This is a genomic window from Pelomonas caseinilytica (genome assembly GCF_021353235.1).
Classification (GTDB): Bacteria; Pseudomonadota; Gammaproteobacteria; order Burkholderiales; family Burkholderiaceae_C; genus Pelomonas; species Pelomonas caseinilytica.
On record NZ_JAJTWT010000019.1, the window covers coordinates 24052 to 45981 of the forward strand.

Below are 21930 nucleotides of genomic sequence, written 5' to 3' on the forward strand. Positions count from 1 at the left end.
GGACGGGGCATCCATCATGTTCAACTGGATCGTCCGCTTCAGCCTCCACAACCGGCTGTTCGTGTTGGCCTTCTCGGCCGTGCTACTGGTCTATGGTGCAACCACCGCCTGGCGCACCCCGGTCGACGTTTTCCCTGATCTCAACAAGCCGCTGATCACCGTGCTGACCGAGGCGGGCGGCATGGCGCCCGAGGAGGTCGAGCAGCTCGTCACCATCCCCATCGAGACGGCGCTCAACGGCATGCCGGGCGTGACCCGTGTGCGATCGACCTCCGGCGTTGGCCTGGCCATCCACTACGCGGAGTTCGACTGGGGGACCGACATCTACCGCAACCGGCAGATCGTTGGCGAGCGCCTGGCCCTGGTGCGCGAGCAACTGCCGGCCGGCATCACGCCGGTGATGGGGCCGGTGTCGTCGATCATGGGCGAGGTCATGCTGATCGCGCTGCCGACGCAGCCTGGCAATCCCAAGGCCGCCACGCCCATGCAGGTGCGCGAGTACGCCGACTTCGTGCTGCGGCCCCGCCTGCTGTCCATCGTTGGCGTGGCACAAGTCATCCCGATCGGCGGCGATGTGCGCACGCTTCGGGTGGAGCCCGACACGGTACGCATGGCCCAGGCCGGCGTGTCGCTGTCGCAGGTCCAGGCCGCTCTCGCCGGGTTCGCGAGCAACGCAGGGGGCGGCTTCATCGACATGAACAGCCGCGAGTACCTGATCCGCCACATGGCGCGCACCAACCGCATCGAGGACCTGCAGGGTCTGGCGGTGGCCTGGAAGGACGGTCGCCCGGTGCTGCTGGAACAAGTGGCCAGCGTGCGCGTCGCGCCGGCGATGAAGCGGGGCGATGCTGGCTACAACGGCGCACCGGCGGTGATCGTCAGCGTGCAGAAGCAGCCGGGCGCCGACACGGTGCGGCTGACGAGCCAGATCGAGACGGCGCTGGCGGAGCTGAAGGCCGGACGGCCGACCGGCATCGCCGCGCCCAAGATCCTGTTCCGCCAGGCCGACTTCATCGACGCGTCCATCGGCAACGTCAACGAAGCGCTGCGAGACGGTGCCGTCATGGTGGGTCTGGTGTTGTTCGCCTTCCTGCTATCGGCACGCACCACGCTGATCTCGCTGACGGCCATCCCGCTGTCGCTAGCCGTCACGGCGCTGGTGTTAAAGCTGCTTGGAGAGTCGATCAACGTGATGACGCTGGGCGGCATCGCCATCGCGGTCGGTGAACTGGTGGACGACGCGGTGGTGGACGTCGAGAACATCCTGCGCCGCCTGAAGCAGAACCGCGCGGCCGGCAACCCCTTGCCGGTGCGCGAGGTGGTGCGCCAGGCCAGTGTTGAGGTGCGCTCAGGCATCGTCTACGCGACGGCCATCGTCGTGCTGGTGTTCGTGCCGCTGTTCGCGCTCCCGGGCATCGAGGGGCGGCTGTTCTCGCCGCTGGGCGTGGCCTACATCGCGTCTGTGCTGGCGTCCATGGCCGTGTCGATGACGCTGACGCCTGTGCTGTGCGCGTGGCTGCTGCCGCACATGAAGCGGCTGGAGCACGAGGACCGTCCGCTGGTGCGCTGGCTGAAGGCCGGTGACGCGAAGTTGCTGGCCTGGTCCTTCCCTCGCGCCAAGGGGCTGGTGGTGCTGGCGGTGCTCGCTGTGGCGGCGGCGGCGGCCAGCGTCCCCTTCATGCCGCGAGCCTTCCTGCCGGCCTTCAACGAGGGTTCGCTGGTCCTCGGCATGATGTTCAACCCGGGCACCTCGCTGGACGAGGCGAACCAGCTCGGACGTTTGGCCGAAGGTTTGATCCGAGAGGTACCCGAGGTCATCCAGGTCGGCCGCCGTACCGGTCGCGCCGAGCTGGATGAGCATGCCGAGGGCGTTCATTCGTCGGAGATCGACGTCGACCTCAAGCCCAGTGCACGCGGGCGCGAAGCCGTGATGGCGGCAATCCGCGAGAAGCTCGCGGTGCTCCCCGCCCAAGTTGCCATCGGCCAGCCGATCTCGCATCGGCTGGACCACCTGCTGTCCGGCGTGCGCGCACAGATCGCGCTGAAGATCTTTGGCGACGACATCGACACACTGCGCGGCCTGGCCGAGCAGATGCGGAGCAAGCTGGCCGCGGTGCCGGGTCTGGTGGACCTGACCGTCGAAAAGCAGGTACTGATCCCGCAGATCACGGTGCGACTGGACCAGCGCAAGGCTGCGCAGGCCGGCTTGTCGCCAGGCGAGGCGATGCGCATGCTGCAGGCGCTGACCGACGGTGCACACGGTGCCGAGATCGTCGACGGCCAGCGCCGCTACGAGCTGGTGATGCGCCTGCCGGACACCCAACGCAGCCCGCAGGACCTCGCGCGCACACTGATCGACACGCCGGCCGGCCGCCTGCCGCTGTCGTCCGTCGCAACGGTGGAAGAGGGAGACGGGCCCAACCAGATCGGGCGTGAGAACAGCCGGCGTCGCATCGTGGTCTACGCCAATACCGACGGGCGCGACATGGCTCAGGTGATTGCCGACATCCGCGCCGTCATCGCCGCCACACCGTTGCCCGAGGGAAATTTCATCAACCTCGAAGGTCAGTTCCAGGCGCAGGAGCAGGCCACCCGCCTGATCACGCTGCTGTCCCTGCTTTCGCTGGCGATGGTCTTCCTGGTGCTGTACTCACGTTACCGCTCGGCCGTGCTGGCTGGAGTCATCATGGCCAGCATCCCGCTGGCGCTGATCGGAAGCGTGGTGGCGATGTGGCTCGCGGATGTGAGCCTGTCGGTCGCGTCCATGGTGGGTTTCATCACCCTGGCGGGGATCGCGACCCGCAATGGCATCCTCAAGGTCAGCCACTACATCAATCTGTGTCGATTCGAGGGCGAGCGTTTCGGCCAGCCGATGATCGTTCGTGGCTCGCTGGAGCGGCTCACGCCGGTGCTGATGACGGCCCTGGTCGCCGCGTTTGCGCTGACCCCGCTCCTGCTGGCAGGTGACAAGCCAGGCAAGGAGATCTTGCACCCGGTGGCCGTCGTCATCTTCGGCGGCCTGATCAGCTCGACGCTGCTCGATTCACTGCTGACACCCGTCGTGTTCTGGCTCGTCGGCGAAAGGCCGATGCAGCGTCTGCTGGCGGAGGCCCAAGAGGCCGAGGCCGAGGCCCGGGCCCCTGCGGCGCAGGAGGCCTTCTGATGCGCTTCACGGCGCGTGCGTTCTCCATTCGTTCTCTCGTTCCTTCGTTAGTTATTCACAGGAGTTTTCGCGATGTCTCATAAGAACATGTCCCGCGCAGCGATCCCTGCGGCGGTCCTGATGACTTGCAGCCCAGCACTGTGGGCCGCGGATGACGAGCCCGCCAACAAGCTCGATGTCGTCAAGGTGGAAGGGGTCAAGCAACCCTACCGGACCCTGTCCGCCACAGGCGCGATGAAGACCGACACGCCGGTGCGCGACTTGGCCCAAAGCGTGCGGGTGCTGTCGGCCGACATCCTGGACGACGCCGGCATCACCAAACTTGCCGACGCGCTGGACCTCAGCAGCGGCATTGCCAAGCAGAGCAACTTCGGCGGCGTGTGGGACAGCTACGCGATGCGCGGCTTCACCGGCGACCCCAACTTCGGCTCGGACTACATGGTCAACGGCTTCAACTACAGCCGCGGCTACAACGGCGTGCGCGACTCGGCCAACACCGCTTCGGTCGAGGTGCTGAAGGGCCCGGCGTCGGCGCTGTACGGCCGTGGCGAGCCTGGCGGCACGGTCAACATGACAACCAAGAAGCCGCTGTTCGTGCCTGAGTACACGCTGGGGCTGTCGGCTGGCAGCTACGCCACCTACCGCCAGACGGCCGACTTGACCGGGCCCATCTCCGATGCCGTCGCCTACCGTCTCAACGCCGCGCATGAGAAGGGAGACAGCTACCGCGACCATGTGAACTTCGAGCGCACGCTGGTGTCGCCGTCCTTCCTCTGGATGCTGGGTGACGACACCACCCTCTCCTATGAGCTGGAGTATTCCAAGCAGGAGGCCACCTTCGACCGCGGCGTCGTCGCCATCAACGGCCAACTTGGTGTTGTGCCGCGCTCGCGCTTCCTGGGTGAGCCGGATGACGGCCCGCACGTCACCGAGACCACCGGCAACCAGCTATTCGTGCAGCACTACTTCAACGACGACTGGTCCATCCAGACCGGAGTGAGCTACCGAGAAAGTTCGATCAAGGGCATATCGACCGAGGTTTCCGTGCTGGGCAACGGCTATACCTTCTTGCGGCCTGATGGCCATTCCGTGGTGCGCCAGCGCCGCTCGCGCGACAACTCGGCCCTCGACCTGTCGGGGCGCTTCGAGGTGCTGGGCAAGGTGCGCGGCGCGGGCCTGCTGCACAACCTGCTGTTCGGCGTGGACGGCTACAAGTTCACCGACAACCGTCTGCAGTTCCGTGTCCGGCGGCTGGCGAGCCAGGACATCGACCTCTACAACCCCGTCTACGGCAACCCGCCGCCGCCTTTCCCAGCCACGCCACTGACCGATACGCATGAAGAGCAGCGCTCCAAGTCGGTCTATGCGCAGGACCAGATCGACCTGTCCACACAGTGGAAGATGCTGCTGGGCGTGCGCTACGACAAGTACGACCAGTCGATGCTGGATCACAACAGCGGCAAGCTCGTGGAGCAGTCGCTGAGCGCCACCTCGCCGCGTGCCGGTCTGGTCTATCAGCCGACCAAGACGGTGTCGCTGTATGCCACTGCGTCAAAGAGTTTTCGCCCGAACAGCGGCGTCAGCTACGAGAAGCTCCCCTTCCCGGCCGAGAAGGGCAAGTCGGCCGAGGTGGGCGCCAAGTACGACTCCGCCGACGGCAAGATCAGCAGCACGCTGGCGATCTACAAGATCTCCAAGAACAACGTGCTGACGCCCGATCCGAGGGATCCGAACAATGCCTCCATCCCGGCCGGCGAGGTGCAGAGCAAGGGCGTCGAGTTCGACCTCGGCGGCGAAATCTCGGCAGGCCTGCGGCTGTCGGCGGCCTACGCGTTCACGGATGCCAAGGTGACCCAGGACAACGCAGCAGCCACCGGTGTCAGCCTGATCGGGCGCCAACTGCCCAACGTGCCGCGCCACAGCGCCAACCTGCTGTTGGTGCAGTCATTCAAGCTGGGGGGCAACGCCGCGACGGCGGGTGCAGGCCTGAACTACGTCGGCGAGCGCGAGGGCTCCGTGGCACCGGTGGCGCAGGTCGACCTCTTCAAGCTGCCGGCCTACACGACGGTCAAGCTGGTCGGCAGCTACGCCATCGGCAAGGCGTGGAAGTTCTCGCTCGACATCGACAACGTCTTCGACAAGACCTTCTACAGCAGCTCCTACGCACAGTGGTGGGTCTTCCCCGGCAACGGCCGCAAGTTCACGCTGTCGGGCCAGTACAAGTTCTGAAGCTGCCTGGGCGCCACGCATGAAATCCCTGATGCGCTTTCACCGCTGGATCGGCCGGGGGCTTGCCGCCATGCTGCTGGTCGGCGCACTGACCGGTGCCGGCATGCAATGGCTGCGGCCATTGCCTACCTCCACCTCAGCGGTGGCGGCCATCCCATCGATTGAAGTGCAGGCCGGCGCACTGGATCAGGGCCTGGCGACGCTACGCGCATCGCGGCCGGAGCTGCAGTGGAATCTGGTGCAGCTGGGCCAGCCGACGCTGCACGTTCAGCTTGACGACGCGCGGGGGAGGCGCTGGCAGGCTCGGCTGGCGGCCGCAGACGGTCGCCTGCTAGGCCTGGATGCCGAGGAGGCCCTCCTGAGCACTTGGCTGGAGCGGCTTCATCTGTGGCAATGGCTGGGGCCGGCCGGCTCCTGGCTGACCGGGCTGGTGGCCAGCCTGGCTTTTTGTTCGGTGGCGGTGGGCTTGCGCTTGTGGTGGCGGTTGCGGCGTACCCGCCCGCCGCAACTGCGGCGGCGCTGGCATCGGCGCACCGGCATCGTCGTGGTGCTGCCCCTGGCCTTGTTGTTCGGCACGGCTGCCATGCTGAGCTGGCCGGGCGCCGTGCGCGCGCTGATCGTCGGGCTCGGGGGACAGGCGCCATTGGCGCCTCCCGTGGCGCCGGCGAAATCAGATTTGCCTCGAGTCTCGGCCGGCCAGGCTTTGCTCGCTGCAGCCCGGGCGCTGCCCGCCGCCAGTCCCCAGCGTCTGTACCGCCAGGCGCCGGGGCTGCTGCGCCTGCGGCTGCGCGGCGAGGAATGGCATCCCTACGGGCTCAGCCAGGTCTATGTGGCGGAGCAGGGCGGGGCCGTTCTCGCCGTGCGCGACGAGCGGCAGCTGCCGCTTTCCGAGCGTTATCTCAATGTGGTCTTCTCCTTGCACTCCGGAGCCGTTCCACCGTGGGGTGGTCCCGCGACGGCGTTACTGATGCGCATGGCGTGGACCGCGCTGGCTCTGGCCCTGGTCGCCATGCTGCTGACCGGCCTGCCTTGGCGCAAGCGCAAGCAGCCGGTTTGAGGCGTCATTTCTTCCTACCCAACGAGTCCAACATGTCCTCATCGTCCAGCCTGTCCGGCGCCGTGGCAGCGCCTTGGCCCACTGCATCGGTACAGGGCGCAATCGCCGCGCACAAGAAGCGCATCACGTCCATCGACGCGCTGCGCGGCTTCGTGATGATCGTGATGATGCTCGACCATGTGCGCGAGCACCTGTACTTGCACCTGAACGTCACCGACCCGATGACCGTGCCCGGGACGCCCAGCGATCTGTTCTTTTCACGGCTGGCGGCGCACTTCTGCGCGCCGGTGTTCGTGTTCCTGACGGGACTGTCCGCCTGGCTCTACGCCAATCCGCCGAACGGTGCGCCCCGAAACGTGCGCGAGTTCCTGCTCAAGCGCGGCCTGCTGCTGATCGGGCTGGAGCTGACCGTCGTGAACTTCGCCTGGCAAGGCAAGTATGAAGTGCTCTACCTGCAGGTGATGTGGGCGATCGGCTTCAGCATGGTGGCGCTGGCCTTCCTGTCCGCCCTGCCGCGCTGGCTGCTGGCGACGCTGGGCTTCGTTATCGTCTGCGGCCACAACGCGGTGGCGGGCTATGTTGTCCCGGCGGACAGCCCTTGGTATCCGCTGTGGACGCTGATGCTGCATCGCGGCTGGCTGGTGGCCGAGGGGGTGGTGAAGGTCAAACTGAGCTATCCAGCACTGCCCTGGGTCGGCGTCATCCTGCTGGGCTACGCCTTTGCCCCGCTCTTCTCGTCCGCCGTCGATGCCCTGCAGCGCCGGCGCACGCTCCTCATCGCAGGCCTGGCCTGCTGGGCGCTGCTGTTGGTACTTCGCGGGTTCAACATCTACGGCGAGAACGCGCCATGGACCCAGCAAGCGACGATGCTGGAGACCGTGAAAGTCTGGTTGAACTTGACCAAGTACCCGCCGTCGCTGGACTTCCTGCTGATGACGCTGGGCGGCGGCCTGCTGATGCTCGCGGCGCTCGAATTCGCCGACAACGGGTTCACCAAGGTCTGCACGACCTTCGGTGGCGCGCCGATGTTCTATTACATCGTCCACCTCTACGCGCTGATGATCAGCTATCGCATCGCGTTTGCCGTCGTCGGCCCCAACCAGGGCACGCGTTTCGGAGTGGATGCGGACTCCTTCTGGATTGTCTGGGTCGTCTGGCTGGTCGTGACGGCGTTGCTCTACTACCCGGTGAAGGCTTACGGCGAGTTCAAGCGGCGCACCAGCATCGGCTGGGTCAAGTATTTCTGAGCCTCGGCCCCCAACACGAAGAGAGTTGCCATGGCAGCCATGATCGACACCCGCTTTTACATCGACGGCCAATGGGTCGATCGCCCGGATTCCCCACGCCTGACGGTGGTCGACCCCGTCTCGGAAAGAGAAGTGGGTCATGTCGCCGCCGGCTCGGCGGCCGACGTCGATCTGGCCGTACGGGCCGCGCGTCGCGCCTTCGAGGTGTTCTCCCGCAGCACGGTCGAGCAGAGGCTGGGGCTGTTGGAGCGCATCCTTGCTCTCCTTGAGGATCGCGCCGAACTGTTCGCGCGGGCCATCGTTGCCGAAATGGGCGCGGCGATCAGCTTTGCCCGCGCGTCGCACGTGCCCTTCGGCATTGCGCACGTGCGGGCGCAGATCGAGGTGCTGCGACGCTACGCCTTCCTGTCGGAGTCGGCCGGCGTTGCGACGGTGAAGGAGCCGATTGGCGTCTGCGCGCTGATCACGCCCTGGAACTGGCCGCTCTACCAGGTCACCGCCAAGGTCGCGCCGGCGATCGCCGCGGGCTGTACCGTGGTGCTGAAGCCGAGCGAGCTGTCGCCCTTCAGCGCGCAGCTGTTCGCGCAGGTGATGCACGACGCCGGCGTGCCTGCGGGCGTGTTCAATCTGGTCGGTGGCACCGGCGAGGTCGTCGGCGCGGCGCTGTCCAACCACCCGGAGGTCGACATGATCTCCATCACCGGCTCGACCCGCGCTGGCGTGCTGGTCGCGCAGGCGGCTGCGGTGACGGTCAAGCGCGTGGTGCAGGAACTGGGCGGCAAGTCGCCCAACGTCTTCCTGGACGACGCTGATTTCCGCCAGGGCGTCCCGAAAGGCGTGCTGGCCGGCATGCGCAACGTCGGGCAGTCCTGCAGCGCGCCGACGCGCATGCTGGTGCCGGCTTCGCGGCTGGCCGAAGTCGAGGCCCTGGCCGCCCAGGCCGTGGCCGGCATCCGGGTCGGTGATCCGCATGATGAACAGACCGCCATGGGACCCATCGCCAACGCCGCGCAGTACTGCCGCGTGCAGGAAATGATCGCCGTCGGCCTCGAGGAGGGCGCCACGCTGGTCTGCGGCGGGCTGGGCCGCCCACCCGGGATGGGACGCGGCTTCTTCGCGCGGCCGACGGTTTTCTCGAATGTGACCCGTAGCATGCGCGTGGCCCGCGAGGAGATCTTCGGCCCCGTGCTGGTGATCATGCCGTACCAGGACGAGGAGGAGGCCATCTCCATCGCGAACGACACGGTCTACGGCCTTGGGGCGCATGTGCAGTCGGGCGACCTCGAGCGTGCGCGGCGTGTAGCGAGCCGCATCCGCGCCGGCCAGGTGCACATCAACTATCCCGCTTGGAACGCCCATGCGCCCTTCGGTGGCTACAAGCGCTCGGGCAATGGGCGGGAGTACGGCGTCTACGGGCTGGAGGAGTACCTCGAGACCAAGGCGATCCTCGGCTACTGAAGCTCGTCAGCGCACCGGCACCGGGTTCGCTTGGCGCGTGGCAGCATTGCCACGTGTACGAGCCAGCCGCGACAGCAGCTTGTTTGTTTCGGGTGATGGATGGCGCAATTTGCTGTTGCGGCGCCGAGATCGAACGGCTGAATCGGTTGAGTGCCCGGCCCTAAGCTAGCGGGTATGGATGATCGAATCAGGAAGGCTCAGATGTCCTCTCGCCGTCGCTCGCTCGAACCCGCGCTTGAACATATTCGAGCGCATATCGGTGAACCGCAACGCCTTGAGGCGCTGGCGGCGCTGTGCGGGCTCAGCGTGTGGCGCTTCGCCACTGTTTTTCGAGAACGCGTCGGGCAGTCGCCTTACCGATACGTCAGTGTGTTGCGTGTCCAGCGAGCCCAGGCGCTTCTGAGCCAGGGCGTTCCTGCTGCCCGTGCAGCGAGCGAGGCCGGTTTCTACGACCAGAGCCATCTGAACCGTTGCTTCAAGCGCCAGTGCGGCATGACGCCGCGCCAGTATCAGCAGCGGACGGACGGACCATGTTGACCGATGACGGTCACATCGCAGATTTGCTTCCCGACTTGGTCGCGATGCGTCGCGATCTGCATGCGCACCCGGAGCTTGCGTTCGCCGAGCACCGCACCGCAGCCTTGGTTGCGGAGTCCTTGCGAGCGCTGGGCCTCGAGGTCCACCAGGGCATCGGCGGTACCGGTGTCGTCGGCGTGCTTCGAAATGGGAGCGGGCGCAGTGTCGGCTTGCGCGCGGACATGGATGCCTTGCCGATCACGGAGCAGGCCGACTTGCCGTACAAGAGCCTGTTCACCGGGGTTCATCATGGATGCGGGCACGATGGCCACACGGTGATGCTGCTTGGCGCGGCGCGCCTACTGGCACGCACGCGGCGTTTTTCGGGCACGGTGAACTTCATCTTCCAGCCTGCGGAGGAGGGGCGCGGCGGTGCGCGCGCGATGGTCCAGGATGGCCTCTTCGAGCGCTTCCCGTGCGACACCGTCTTTGCCTTGCACAACTGGCCCGACCTGCCGTTGGGCCAGGCGCAGACCCGTTATGGCGCCATCATGGCGGCGGCGGACCGGTTCGACATTGTCGTGCGTGGGCGCGGTGGTCATGCGGCCCAGCCGCATCGCACGCCAGATGCGGTGCTTGCGGCCAGTCAACTCGTCTGCCAGCTGAACACGCTCGTCGCACGGCGCATTGATCCGGCTGAGTCGGCGGTGCTGTCGGTGACGCGGATTCAAGGCGGCAATTCGCACAACGTGATGCCGGCCGAAGTGCAGATCACCGGCACCGTGCGGACCTTCGATGGAGCGACCCAGGATGTGATCGAGGCGGCCCTCAAGGACTGTGCCATGGGCGCTGCGCTGGTGGGTGGCTGTGATTCGGAGGTCACCTATCTGCGCTACTACCCCGCCACGATCAACTCCGCGGCCGAGGCCGAACTGGCGTTGTGCGCCGCCGAAAGGATTGGCCTGAAGGCCAGCGAGGCGATGCGACCCGCCTTCACTTCCGAGGATTTCGCTTTCATGCTGCAGGCTCGACCTGGCGCCTATCTGTGGCTGGGCCAGAGCCCAGCTGTCGCAGGGGACGGCGACTATCGGCCCTTGCATCATCCGTGTTACGACTTCAATGACAAGGTGTTGCCGCTGGGGCTGCGATGGTTCGCGAAAGTCGCCGAGTTGGCGCTGGCCTGAGCGCCTGATCGCGCGCGGATCAGGCAGAACCTCCCGGGTCTTGCCTTTGAGCGGCGACTTCACCCTGGTCAGTCATGGTGGCGGCCGATGCTGTCCGTAAGATGCGCAGGCGCCCGTGGCGGCCTTGGAGGGGAAGGGGATGTGGTACGGGAACAGAAGACCAATGACGGGGAGCCTTATGGCGTCGGACAGGTTTCCTCTTTTGAGCCGGCGCTGCTTTTGCGCGGCGACGCTGGTCGGGAACACGGCCGTCCTCGCGCAGGCTGCTGCGCCCAGCGTTCCGCTGTTGCTGTCAGAGGCTGTCGATCTGTCCTTCGTGTCGCCCCTGCTCAAGGTCATCGAGCATGCGGCAGGTTTTCGCTGGGCATCGTCCGTGGTGCCGTTCGGCCGCATGATGCGCATGGTCGAGCAGGGTGAAGCCGTCGGTTTTGGCATCAGTCCAACCGCGGAGCGGAAGGTTCAGCTGGCATTTTCGAGGTCGATCTTCGAGGGCGCCATCTGGGCGGTCAGCCGCGCAGATCGACGGCTCGCCATACGCCAGGTGCAGGACATGGTTGGCCAGGTGGTCTGCGCCTCACGAACGGCGGCTTACGGGATCGAGATTGGCGATCCGACGTTTCCCCGCATCAATGTCCAGTCAGTGTCGGGCGTTCTGTCCCAGCGCCTGCGTACGCTCGAGGCCCGACACTGCGATGTCCTGCTCGTGACCGCTCGGAACGGCGAAGCGGACTCCATCCGTGCTCGGTTGCGAGCCGCCGGTGCCGATCCGAGGGAATACGTGCTCAGTGAGGCGCCGGTGGCCATCGAGGGCGTTCATTTCGCCGTGGCCAAGGCTGGCCCGTTCGCGAAATGGCTCGCGTCGATCGACTCGGCAATCCTTGCCGAGCGCTCGGAGATTGACAGGCTTTCGTCGAAGGTGGGCTGACGGTGGCGTCAGCCAAGGGGCGCGAGCCACCTGACAACCGGTGACGGCGGGTGCCACCGGCTTCGCTAGCGGTAGGCGTTCAGCGGGCCAGCGATGCGACTTCCACCACCACCATCCCGTCGAGTGGCTGGTCCGCCTGCGTGACCGACGCAGCCCGGCTCGAACGCCCGATCGATAGCCAGCGGGAGGCCGCATCCCGCACCTGGGCCGGCGTGCAGCTGAGCACTTGGCGCCTGTGCTCGCGGCGAAGCGTCGTGTCGATCCCGAGCTGGTCGAGGCGGTCCGCGGTCAACGCGGCGTCCCGCGGCGGCAGCGGCTTGTCCAGGCGCTTGATGACGCTGATGATGGCCTCGTCCATGGCCGACACGTCGTGTTCGGTGTGGACCAGTTCCTCCAGCGAGAGCGCGAAATCGGCATAGGTGCCGGCGACACGGGGATCGCGGTATGAGTTCATCGTGAACAGGCCGTCCTCCCCCGAATAGGCCGCTGAGCCGCCGTAGGCGCCTCCCTCCTCGCGCAGCCTGCGGTGCAGGGACCTGTGGGTCAACAACTCGGCAGCAACCGCCAGGGCCGCCGCGTCGGCGTGGCCGAGCCTGGGCGCCGGCCATGCGATGTGGCAGTGATTCACCTGACTGGCGACCCGCAATGCCGCGTTGGCGGCCGGACCGCCTTGGAGCGTCTGGGTCGGCGCCATGGCCGGCGGCGAGCCCGCCTCCAGGGCCAGCGACGGGGCCGCGGCCGACGCCAGGTCTCCGGCGCCCGTCCAGATGAGCCGGGTCGGGCAGGCACTGATCAGCGCGTGAAGGCGTTCCAGTTGCCGCGCAATCTCCTGGCGGCCCTCAGGGCTGCCGGACATCTTGCGAAGGGAGGCCGTGAATGGAAGCGACGGCAAACCGCGGGTGAGATGACTGAAGGACCGTCGCGGAGAACAGGGGGCCGTGGCGGACAACTGCGCATAGAAGCCGCCGGAATCCGCGAGATCGTTGAGGATGCGTTCGGCCTGCGACTTCACCAGGAAGGCGATGCGATCGAGCTCGTCGAAGCGCGGCGACATCCATGCCCGCAGCACTGCCACGGCATGGGACTGCTCCTCCTCGAGGATTGCCACGTGCGTCTTCAACTGCGGCATCACCGAGGACTGCCCGGTGGGCTGCAGCGTGTCCAGCGTCACGGAGAAGGCGGGCACCTGTTGCTTGCGCCAGCGACTCGCCTCTTCATACGACAGAGTCCCGACACCGAGATCCTCGACCACGTCGGCGTACAAGTCGAGCCAGGGCCAGTCGTCCGGCGCGATCGCGCCGAGGTCACGCACGAGGGTAGCGTAGCAGATGCCGTTCGTCGCCGCTTCGAAAAGGCGGACTTGCGGAGCCAGTTCCCTTATCGCAGGCAAAGGGCTCGGCTCGGTGCCCACATCGCCGGGCCGGATGCAGGGGAGGGCCGAGTAGTCGCTCCCCTTGAGCCGGTGCATCGAAAGGGCCTCGTCCTCGTCGAGGATGCGCTGCCTGTCTTGTTCGGTGAGCCTGGCCTCTTGCATGGCGAGCCGGTCCAGTTCCACGCGCTCTCGCTTGGCGGCGTAGTCGGCGTCCGGAATCACGCGAGCCAGCAGGCGCGTCGGATGCTCCAGCAAGGTGCCCACCATGTTGCTGAAGAACGCCGGCTCGGCGATCTCCTGTTCCAGGCGGCCCAGGATCTGCTCGTTGTCGAAGGCGCTGACGACGTCGCCGCCGTTCATCAGCGCGGGGACGGCGCGGATGAGCCGCGCCAGGCCATCGGGCGTGCCGCCGCCGACGATCTGCCGTTGGGAAAAACGCATGTCGCGCAACGCGGCGCGGAGAACCTCCGCCGGCACGCCCTCGGCCGCTGCCTGCAGCGCCTCCAGGACCACGGTCTGCGCCGTCTCCATTTGCGGCGCGGTCAATCCCGCCATGCCCAGGTGGAGCATCAGATGCCGGGTGCTGTCGTCCACCCCGTTCAAAGCTGAGGGGCGGCCGAATCCCGCGCCTTGCATCGCCTTCAGAACCGGGGCGGAAGCATCGCCGAGGAGACCGCGCTCCAGCAATTGCAGGCGAGCCGCGGCCGTGGCGTCGTTGCTCTCGCCGAACCGCCACGCCAGCTGCATGCCGAACTCGTTGTCGCTCGTCTGCTGGGACGGAATGCGGACCTCCGTCTCGCGTGGCTGGGTCCATGGGGTGGCCAGTTCGGGCATGCGAGGTGCCAGGCGCTCCTGCCGACGCGACAGCACACGGTCCACGATGCGCGACTGAATCGCGGCCGCATCGACGCGGCCCGCGGTCATGAACATCGCCTGCGACGGGCTGTAATGCGTGGCGTGGAATTCCACGAGCATCTCGTGCGTCAGTTCGGGGATGATCAGCGGATCACCCCCGGAGTCGTACTGGTAGGTGGTCGCGGGCAGTAGATTGGCGGCGATGCCTCGATAGAGCGCGCGCATCGGATTGTCGAAGGCACCCTTCATTTCGTTGAACACCACCCCCTGGTACCGCAGGCGTCCTTCCTTCAGCACGTGGCGCCAGCCTTCCTGCCGGAAGCTCAGGTAGTCCAGCTTGGGAAAGAACGTGGCATCGAGATAGACGTCGAGGAGGTTGAAGAAGTCCGTGATGTCGGTGCTGGCGAACGGATAGATCGTGCGGTCGGCATAGGTCATCGCATTCATGAACGTCGCCGTCGACCGGCGCATCATCGCGAAGAATGGATCGGCGACCGGGTACTTCTCCGATCCGCACAGTGTCAGGTGCTCGAGGATGTGAGCTCGTCCGTCACTGGCCTGGGGAACGGTGGGAAAGCCCACCAGGAAGGCCATTTCCTGCTGATCGCTGGCGAGATGGACGTGCCGGGCGCCGGTCATCGGTTCCACATACTGTTCCAGGCGAGCGTGAAGGGCTGGGATGGGGTGGACGTTGACCAGTTGAAAACTTTGCATCGAAGGCCTAGTACGTTTGTTTTGGCGCCCTCGCGGGCGTGTCGGAATGCGGGAGCCGAAGCCGGCGCTGCCAGGCATTTTCCGGGGCGGCCTTGGAAGCCGCTTGCGACTTTCGCGCTTGGTGGGAGCCTGCAGCGAAGGAGATTTCGCAAATGACCGGTTTTGGGTGATCGATTTCCAAGTGCCTGTCCGGCGAGGCGCTTGTGGCCGCAACGGTGCGAAGAAACAGTGCGTCCCGTCGCCAATGCCTTGGGGTAAGCAAGAGGGCTCAGCGCCTGGGCTTGACGGGCGCCCCTGAACCTTTCCAAGGGCAGGCAGCATCGAGCTCTCGAAGCCCTGGGCGACGTTGATCCGAACATGCGGGCTGTCCGGCGCGGCGCCGGAGAGAAATGGCTTTGCAGAAGAACGCTCGCGGGCTGTGCTTCTCGCAGAGCGCCCCCATCTGGTCGATACCTCGCCATGCAGCTGCGCGAGAACGCCGAGCAGGTTGCGCTCTACGGTGGCGGCGCCCGGAGCATCGGCGCCTGACGGGGCAGTTGGAACCGGTAAGGCGCAACTTCCTGCAGATCGTCGGCCGGAACTCGAAGGTGTCGATGGCGCAAACGGCCTACGGTCGTCCGTTCGACCCCCTGAGCACGATGGCAGCGCTGCCCCTGTACTTCACGGGCAAGGTGACCTTTGGAGATGTGATGCAGTCGGCCTCCGCGTTCGGTAGCCTCAAGTCTGCGTTGAGCTTTTTCTCCCAGGCCTACTTCGGTTTTGCGCAGTGACTGGCGATCGCCAACCGGGTTCGCGACCTCGTCTCAGCGCTGGCGATGGTCGGGGCACGTGGCCGTGGCGGCTTCACAGTGCAGCACACCAAGGGGAGGGAAAATGTTACCAGTGAGCTGCTGACGGTCACGGAACCGCTGCTGTTCCGCGCTGGCGAACGGTGGCTGTCCGAGGCCCGTCGGATGCGGGAAAGAGCATCTTGACGCGGGCGATTGCTGGCGTCTGGCCGCATGGCTCTGGAACGATCTCGCCGCCGCGGGGGGATCCGTTCTCTTCTTGCTCCAGCGCAGCTACATCCCGATCGGAAGCCAGGCCGCCGCCTCGTGCTATCCGGGCGAGCCACGCAGTTCGACGAACTTCACCTCAAGGAGGCGCTCGCGGACTGCGGCCTCGGGCGCTTGTCCGAATCGCTGGACGCTGTCGACCAGTGGCAGCAAAAGCTCTCTGGCGGCGAGCAGCAGAGGCTTGCCTGTGCGCGCGTACTGCTGCATCAACCGGAATTTGTCTTCCTCGACGAGGCGACAAGCGCCGTCGATCCGACGACGGAGCAGGCGCTAGACGAGACGCTGATCAGGTGGACGCCACACAAGGGTGTGATCAGCATTGCGCACCGTGAGTCGCTGGCGACATATCACGATCACACGCTCCAGGTGCCTTCCGGCACCGGGTTGCTCCCGCTCGACGGCCTGAGGTAACTGTCCGGACGCGACGCCCAATACAGACCGTACGGATAACCGTCTCGGTGTACTGACTTCGAGGGAGACCTCGCTGTACCTTCCCGCAATCGCTTGTCAAGGATTCTCATGTCTACCCATCTCCTCGCAACCACCGATCAGACGTTCACCGCGGACGTCGACCAGCGGCCCGGCCTCGTGCTCGTGGACTTCTGGGCCGAATGGTGCGGTCCCTGCAAATCCCTCCTGCCCGTGCTTGGGGAAGTGGCCGAGCTGTACGCAGGGGAGGTTGCTGTCGCCAAGATCAATGCCGACGACAACAAGGCCACGAGTGACCGATTCAATGTTCGCGGGCTGCCGACGCTGATCCTGTTCAAGGATGGCGTCGAGCAGGAACGCCTGCTGGGCATGACCTCCAAGACGCGCATCGCCGCCTTGCTCGACCGGCATCTGGAGGCTTGATGATGTTGGCAGCCTTTCAAGGTCAGGCGTACATCCGTACAGCCGCACTGGCGCGACTGGAAGAGTGCGCCTCCGCGGGCCGGCTTACTGCCGGCGCGATGTTCGTCACCGATGGCTCGAGCACTCCCGCGGCCGCGCTGGCCGGCAGCAGCGATGTGCCCACATGGGAGGCGGCGCTTGGCCTGCCAGGATGGCTGGCTTTTGCGATCGACTACTGCTTCAGCCGCCAGCCTGCCGAGCGCGTCGTCGCCCTGACCCGGCAGCTGCTGGAGGCTATCGCCCCCGGGGCCGATCTCAGCGGCAAGGCTGGCGGGGTCGTCAGTGAAGTTCTGGCCTCGATCGCCGAAGAGTTCGAAGATCGCAGCGACGAAGTGTTGCCCTTGCTCGGGGCCTGCGCGGAACTCCGCCGGCTCCACATCGAGACGATGTCGGGAGGCCAGCCTTCTCCGGCGGCTTGGCGCGCTGCTCGCAAGGCGGCAACCGAGGCGACGAACGCCCTCAAGGATCCCAAGGCGAAGTCCTTGGGCGGCTGCATCGAGGCGGCCGCGTGGGATACCGTCAAGGCGCCCACGACGGTCGGGGATGTGCTGCGCCTGCGCGGACAGGTGTCGGAAGAGCTCATCGACAAGCTGTTCGGCTGGACGGCTGAGGACGACCAGCGCACCCGCGCCCTGCTCGCAGAGATGCACGAGAACTACAAGCAGGACAAGCCGGAGGAGGAGCGCGACGTCTTCATGCTGCTGCGTGAACACCATCCCGAGGCGGAAGCCCGGCTCCTGGCCTACATGAGGTTCCAGAACGCCGAGAACGCCCATGCTGCCATGAAGGCCAATGACGTGTTCCTTCGCGCCATGAGGGCCTTGCGTTGATCCCGCACGGTTGCGAGCCCGCCACCGGGTCGTCCTCCGATCTGTGATGGCGGCATTTGCTGCACAGCCACTGGGCGACGGGCCTGAGCGTTTCATGGTCGAAACCTTCCCATTCACCTCGCTGCCCGTCGAGCAAGGCGAGAGGCTTCTCGCTGGTGCCTGAGTCATGGCAAAGGCACGCCTGGACGCCATCGACGTCAAGATCCTGGAGCTCCTGCAGCAGGATGCCGGCCTCCAGATGAACGAGATTGCCGCGAGCGTCGGGCTTTCTCCGACGCCATGCTGGAGGCGCGTGCAGCGTTTGCGGGAGTCGGGGGTCATCCGCGGCAACGTCATGCTCCTGGACCGGGAACGAGTCAACGTGGGTGTGACCGTCTTCGTGACGGTCCGCACCAGCACGCACACCCAGGAGTGGTTCGACCGGTTCAAGGCCACGGTGGAGTCGATCTCGGAGGTTGTCGAGTTCTATCGCATGAGCGGCGATGTCGACTACTTGCTGCGCGTGGTGGTGCCCGACATCGCCGCCTATGACCGCGTGTACAAGCGGCTCACGAGCGGTACGCTCCTGGCCGATGTCAGCTCCAGCTTCGCGATGGAAGAGCTGAAGTACACGACGGCCTTGCCGCTGTCGTACGTGATCTGATCGGGCGCGCACCGTGGGCGCCTGCCCGCCGTGCTGCCGGCGCCGCGGCGACCTGACGACTAGAACGTGCCATCGGACGACCTCGACAGGAGATGATGACTTTTCTTTTGCCCTTGGGATAAGGCGCGTCAGGCCGCCTCAGGCAAGTGCGTCGTCGTGCGGGCCAGACGGCGCAAGTGGTTTGCGCAAGTGGGCTCCCGGGCTGCAAAAAACAGCACCGTAATGCGCGTCCTGGTTCCTACAGTGAGCAGTATTCCAGCTCGTTCGACCCGCGATGTCAGCCACAGAAATCTACCTCGACGCGAATGCGACCACGTCGGTCATGCCGGAGGCTCGCGCCGCCGCGATCGCCGCGATGGCCGGCGATTTCGGCAACCCGAGCAGTATCCATGGGGCGGGGTTGAAGGCGCGCGCGATGATGGACGACGTCCGAGCGGGCGCGCGGCGAGTGCTGGGGGCGCCGACGGGACAACTGCTCTTCCTCAGCGGTGCGACGGAGGGCATCCAGACGGCGGTGCTTTCGGCGCTGACCGCGCTGCGGTCACGGCAGGATCGCGGCGAAGCGATGCCGGAGCTGTTGCTCTATGGCGCCACCGAACACAAGGCCGTGCCAGAAGCGATCCATCACTGGCGCCGGCTGTTGAACCTCGACTTGGATGTGCTGGCCATCCCGGTGGGACGCGACGGCCGGCACGACCTCGAGTGGCTGCGTCGGCAGGCGCCTCGGGCGGGGCTTGTCTGCACCATGGCGGCCAACAACGAGACCGGCGTCGTCAGCGACCTGGACGGCATCCAGCGTGCCTTGGCCGGCAGTCCTGCGTTGTGGCTCGTGGACAGCGTGCAGGCGCTCGGCAAGCTGCATTTGCGGCTCGGAGAGCGACCCATCGACTACGCGCCGTTCTCCGGCCACAAGCTGTACGCGCCGAAGGGCGTCGGCATGCTTTACGTGCGCGCCGGCGCCCCGTTCACGGCGCTGATCGCTGGAGGTGGACAGGAGGGCGCGATGCGCTCGGGCACGGAGAACGTGCCGGGCATCGCGGCGTTGGGTGCGGTGCTGCGTCTGCTGGAAGCGGGCGAACAGTTCCAGCCAGCGAAAGTCCTCGAGCGCCACCGGGCCAGCTTGGCCAGCGCGCTGCGCGAGGCCTTCGAGGGGGTCGTCTTCAACGCGGATCCGGAGATCAGCCTGCCGACGACGCTGAACTTCTCGGTGCCGGGCGTGAGCTCAAGGGTGCTGCTCGACCTGTTCGATGCCGCGTCGATCCGTGTCAGCGGCGGGTCGGCCTGCGGCGCGTCCAAGGCCGCGCCGAGCTACGTGCTCGGCGCCATGGGACTGGAACCCTGGCGGTGTGCTTCGGCGGTGCGCCTGTCCTTGGGGCCCTTGACGCCGCCCGAGATGGTCGACGAAGCGTGCCTGCGCATCCGCCAGTGCGGCGCGTCCCTTCGCGACAGCTGCATGACGCCATCGCTCCAGCAGCACGCCCTGCCAGTGGCGCCGATCACGCGCCACGTGGTCGATGGGGCTGTCTGCTACGTCGTGGCCGATCCGGCGTCCCGCCGCTGCCTGATCATCGATCCGCTCCCTGAGCTGACTGACCCGTTGGTGCAGTGGATCCGCTGCCGCAGCTACACGCTGGTTGCGGTGCTCGACACCCACAGCCACGGGGACCACGCCTCATCGGCGGCGGCGCTGTGGGAAAGCCTGCCGCCCGTCCTGGGCAGCCGCGGCGAGGCGGATGCGCTCGGATGGCCTTGCGGTTCGGATCACATCCAGCTGGGGGCGCAGAGGCTGACCCGCTTGCCTGTCCCGGGCCACACGCGGGACTCGACGGCCTACCTGCTCGCCGGCCAGTACGGATTGCGGGCCGCCTTCGTCGGCGACATGGTGATGCCTGGCGCCCTGGGGCGCAGCGACTTCGAGGTCAGCGAGCCGGAGCAATTCGCCGGCTCATTGCGGTTGCTCGAGAAGACCATTGGGAGAGACGCATTCCTCCTGCCGGGGCACGACTATGAAGGCCGTCATGCCTGTACGTTGAACACCGAAATCGCCCATCAGCCGCTGCTGTCGGCGCTGCTCGACCAGGGCATGGAGGCCGCTGCCTTCGCGCAGGCCAAGGCGGAGATTGAGCGCGATCTGGCGCCGACGGAATACCAGACGATGGCGTGCGGAGCACGAGTCGACCGATGTTCGAAGGCCGAAATGGTCGAACTCTCCGCCGAGGAACTGACATCCCGCAGCCGAGCGGTGCGCAAGGTCCTGCTGGTCGACGTGCGGGAGCCTTACGAGCAGCGCCTCGGCCAGGTGCCGGCCGCCGGGGCCCATGTGCGCCGTCAGGCCGTGCCGCTTTCCACGCTGCTGAACGTGCTGCCGGACTGGCTGGAACTCGATGCCGGGACCGACCTGGTGCTGTTCTGCCGCAGCGGCAATCGAAGCGCCCAGGCGGCCCGTGCGCTGCGGCGGCTGGGTCAGCCTCGGGCATGGAGCCTCGCAGGCGGCTTGGCACTTTGGCCCGCCGAGCCCCCGGAGGGCACGCCAGGCTGACCCAGCCCCCGCTGGAGTCCCTTCTTGCCGCCCGCGCCCTGCAGCACCGCTTGCGGCGGCCACTGGGCGAACCCGTTTCCAACCCCTTGCCGCGTTTTCGTGCGCGCCCCTCCCATGCAGCAACACCACCGCCTCATCATCCTCGGGTCGGGGCCGGCCGGATACACGGCGGCGCTCTACGCGGCCCGTGCCAACCTCATGCCCACTCTCATCACCGGCACGGCCCAGGGGGGGCAGCTCATGACGACCACTGAGGTCGACAATTGGCCGGCCGACGTCGACGGCGTGCAGGGGCCGGACCTGATGGAGCGCTTTCGGCGCCACGCTGAACGCTTCGATGCAAGGATGGTGTTCGACCACATCGCCGAGGTCGATTTCAGTCGTCGGCCGTTCGAGCTCGCAGGGGAGGGGGCCCGCTACTCCTGTGACGCCTTGATCGTCGCAACGGGGGCCTCGGCCCAGTATCTGGGGCTTTCCTCGGAGTCGGCCTTCATGGGGCGCGGTGTCAGCGCCTGCGCCACCTGCGACGGCTTCTTCTACCGAGGCAAGGACGTCTGCGTCGTCGGCGGCGGGAACACGGCCGTGGAGGAGGCGCTGTACCTGAGCAACATCGCCGCAAAGGTGCACGTGATCCACCGCCGAGACCGATTCCGCGCCGAGCCCATCCTCGTCGACAAGCTCATGGAGAAGGTGGCTGCCGGCAAGGTCGAGCTGCATCTGTTCCATGTGCTGGATGAGGTGCTGGGCGATGCATCGGGCGTCACCGGTGCGCGGCTGAAGCAGGTGGCGAGCAGCGAAACGAAGGTGCTCGGGCTGCACGGCTGTTTCATCGCCATCGGCCACCGTCCCAACACCGAGATCTTTCGTGGCCAACTGGAGCTGCGGGACGGCTACGTGCTGACGCGCGCCGGCAGCGAGGGATTCGCGACCATGACTTCAGTGCCGGGCGTCTTCGCGGCAGGCGACGTGCAGGACCACATCTATCGCCAGGCCATCACGAGCGCTGCCAGTGGCTGCATGGCCGCGCTGGATGCACAGCGGTTCCTGGAACAAAATCCGGCATGAGCGAGACGGCGAATTCCCTGCGCTCGGGCGGCGAGCTGCGCGATTTCGAGGCTTTCGAGGCAATTGAGGTCGTTCAAGTCATGACAACCCTGCGCTTCGAGGCACCCCTCGGACAGCCGCCGACGGTGGAGGGCCGCTTGTGCCAGCGAAGGCTTGACAACGCCTTTCACGGTTGAGCGCCGGTGCG

Annotated in this window: 17 protein-coding genes; 16 read left to right on the forward strand and 1 reads right to left on the reverse strand. The window is 66.4% G+C overall.

Annotated elements, in window-relative coordinates; all coding sequences use genetic code 11:
- The first annotated feature begins 16 nt into the window (after positions 1-16).
- The 8 genes from LXT12_RS25490 (at position 17) to LXT12_RS25525 (ending at position 11779) form a co-directional block, all read left to right on the forward strand.
- On the forward strand, positions 17-3163 hold the full coding sequence (locus LXT12_RS25490) for an efflux RND transporter permease subunit (RefSeq protein WP_233395127.1): 3147 nt from the start codon (positions 17-19) through the stop codon (positions 3161-3163).
- 120 nt (positions 3164-3283) lie between these two features.
- Positions 3284-5392: a TonB-dependent siderophore receptor gene (locus tag LXT12_RS25495; RefSeq protein ID WP_233395129.1), complete on the forward strand. Its 2109-nt coding sequence runs from the start codon at positions 3284-3286 to the stop codon at positions 5390-5392.
- A gap of 19 nt (positions 5393-5411) precedes the next feature.
- Positions 5412-6449, forward strand: coding sequence for a PepSY-associated TM helix domain-containing protein (locus LXT12_RS25500; RefSeq protein ID WP_233395131.1), 1038 nt, complete (start codon positions 5412-5414; stop codon positions 6447-6449).
- Positions 6450-6481: 32 nt separating this feature from the next.
- Positions 6482-7696 (forward strand): acetyltransferase domain-containing protein, encoded by a 1215-nt coding sequence (locus LXT12_RS25505; RefSeq protein WP_233395132.1) that lies wholly within the window; start codon positions 6482-6484, stop codon positions 7694-7696.
- A 39-nt stretch (positions 7697-7735) separates the two neighbouring features.
- Positions 7736-9154 (forward strand): aldehyde dehydrogenase family protein, encoded by a 1419-nt coding sequence (locus LXT12_RS25510; protein ID WP_233395191.1) that lies wholly within the window; start codon positions 7736-7738, stop codon positions 9152-9154.
- 201 nt (positions 9155-9355) lie between these two features.
- Entirely contained in the window at positions 9356-9691 is a 336-nt protein-coding gene (locus tag LXT12_RS25515; RefSeq protein WP_233395133.1) for a helix-turn-helix domain-containing protein, read from the forward strand.
- On the forward strand, positions 9685-10854 hold the full coding sequence (locus LXT12_RS25520; RefSeq protein WP_233395134.1) for an amidohydrolase: 1170 nt from the start codon (positions 9685-9687) through the stop codon (positions 10852-10854). Before LXT12_RS25515 ends, LXT12_RS25520 begins: the two co-directional genes overlap by 7 nt.
- Before the next feature lie 163 nt (positions 10855-11017).
- Positions 11018-11779, forward strand: a complete 762-nt coding sequence (locus LXT12_RS25525; RefSeq protein WP_233395136.1) for a substrate-binding periplasmic protein — start codon at positions 11018-11020, stop codon at positions 11777-11779.
- Between the two features lie 79 nt (positions 11780-11858).
- Here the strand turns inward: LXT12_RS25525 and LXT12_RS25530 are convergent, their stop codons facing one another.
- Positions 11859-14720, reverse strand: coding sequence for an insulinase family protein (locus tag LXT12_RS25530; RefSeq protein ID WP_233395138.1), 2862 nt, complete (start codon positions 14718-14720; stop codon positions 11859-11861).
- A gap of 389 nt (positions 14721-15109) precedes the next feature.
- Here LXT12_RS25530 and LXT12_RS25535 point away from each other — a divergent pair, with 389 nt between their 5' ends.
- The 8 genes from LXT12_RS25535 (at position 15110) to LXT12_RS25570 (ending at position 21919) form a co-directional block, all read left to right on the forward strand.
- Positions 15110-15490 (forward strand): hypothetical protein, encoded by a 381-nt coding sequence (locus tag LXT12_RS25535; RefSeq protein ID WP_233395140.1) that lies wholly within the window; start codon positions 15110-15112, stop codon positions 15488-15490.
- A gap of 231 nt (positions 15491-15721) precedes the next feature.
- Positions 15722-16186 (forward strand): ATP-binding cassette domain-containing protein, encoded by a 465-nt coding sequence (locus tag LXT12_RS25540; RefSeq protein WP_233395142.1) that lies wholly within the window; start codon positions 15722-15724, stop codon positions 16184-16186.
- Positions 16187-16294: 108 nt separating this feature from the next.
- Positions 16295-16627, forward strand: coding sequence for a thioredoxin (gene trxA / locus LXT12_RS25545; protein ID WP_233395144.1), 333 nt, complete (start codon positions 16295-16297; stop codon positions 16625-16627).
- Entirely contained in the window at positions 16627-17496 is an 870-nt protein-coding gene (locus LXT12_RS25550) for a hypothetical protein (protein WP_233395145.1), read from the forward strand. The genes trxA and LXT12_RS25550 overlap by 1 nt, the downstream gene beginning before the upstream one ends.
- A 181-nt stretch (positions 17497-17677) precedes the next feature.
- A complete protein-coding gene (locus LXT12_RS25555; RefSeq protein ID WP_233395192.1) occupies positions 17678-18139 on the forward strand; it encodes an Lrp/AsnC family transcriptional regulator in 462 nt (153 codons plus the stop codon).
- Positions 18140-18413: 274 nt separating this feature from the next.
- A complete protein-coding gene (locus LXT12_RS25560; RefSeq protein ID WP_233395147.1) occupies positions 18414-20678 on the forward strand; it encodes an aminotransferase class V-fold PLP-dependent enzyme in 2265 nt (754 codons plus the stop codon).
- Positions 20679-20792: 114 nt separating this feature from the next.
- A complete protein-coding gene (gene trxB, locus LXT12_RS25565) occupies positions 20793-21743 on the forward strand; it encodes a thioredoxin-disulfide reductase (protein WP_233395149.1) in 951 nt (316 codons plus the stop codon).
- Positions 21740-21919 (forward strand): hypothetical protein, encoded by a 180-nt coding sequence (locus LXT12_RS25570; RefSeq protein WP_233395151.1) that lies wholly within the window; start codon positions 21740-21742, stop codon positions 21917-21919. Before trxB ends, LXT12_RS25570 begins: the two co-directional genes overlap by 4 nt.
- Positions 21920-21930 lie beyond the last annotated feature (11 nt).

Coding starts and splice junctions, on each gene's coding strand:
- LXT12_RS25500 (WP_233395131.1), top strand. CDS start 5,412: ATGAAATCCCTGATGCGCTTTCACCGCTGGATCGGCCGGGGGCTTGCC.
- LXT12_RS25550 (WP_233395145.1), top strand. CDS start 16,627: ATGATGTTGGCAGCCTTTCAAGGTCAGGCGTACATCCGTACAGCCGCA.
- LXT12_RS25535 (WP_233395140.1), top strand. CDS start 15,110: ATGGCTTTGCAGAAGAACGCTCGCGGGCTGTGCTTCTCGCAGAGCGCC.
- LXT12_RS25515 (WP_233395133.1), top strand. CDS start 9,356: ATGTCCTCTCGCCGTCGCTCGCTCGAACCCGCGCTTGAACATATTCGA.
- LXT12_RS25540 (WP_233395142.1), top strand. CDS start 15,722: ATGGCTCTGGAACGATCTCGCCGCCGCGGGGGGATCCGTTCTCTTCTT.
- LXT12_RS25495 (WP_233395129.1), top strand. CDS start 3,284: ATGACTTGCAGCCCAGCACTGTGGGCCGCGGATGACGAGCCCGCCAAC.
- LXT12_RS25560 (WP_233395147.1), top strand. CDS start 18,414: ATGTCAGCCACAGAAATCTACCTCGACGCGAATGCGACCACGTCGGTC.
- trxB (WP_233395149.1), top strand. CDS start 20,793: ATGCAGCAACACCACCGCCTCATCATCCTCGGGTCGGGGCCGGCCGGA.
- LXT12_RS25505 (WP_233395132.1), top strand. CDS start 6,482: ATGTCCTCATCGTCCAGCCTGTCCGGCGCCGTGGCAGCGCCTTGGCCC.
- LXT12_RS25570 (WP_233395151.1), top strand. CDS start 21,740: ATGAGCGAGACGGCGAATTCCCTGCGCTCGGGCGGCGAGCTGCGCGAT.
- trxA (WP_233395144.1), top strand. CDS start 16,295: ATGTCTACCCATCTCCTCGCAACCACCGATCAGACGTTCACCGCGGAC.
- LXT12_RS25510 (WP_233395191.1), top strand. CDS start 7,736: ATGATCGACACCCGCTTTTACATCGACGGCCAATGGGTCGATCGCCCG.
- LXT12_RS25530 (WP_233395138.1), bottom strand. CDS start 14,720: ATGCAAAGTTTTCAACTGGTCAACGTCCACCCCATCCCAGCCCTTCAC.
- LXT12_RS25520 (WP_233395134.1), top strand. CDS start 9,685: ATGTTGACCGATGACGGTCACATCGCAGATTTGCTTCCCGACTTGGTC.
- LXT12_RS25490 (WP_233395127.1), top strand. CDS start 17: ATGTTCAACTGGATCGTCCGCTTCAGCCTCCACAACCGGCTGTTCGTG.
- LXT12_RS25525 (WP_233395136.1), top strand. CDS start 11,018: ATGACGGGGAGCCTTATGGCGTCGGACAGGTTTCCTCTTTTGAGCCGG.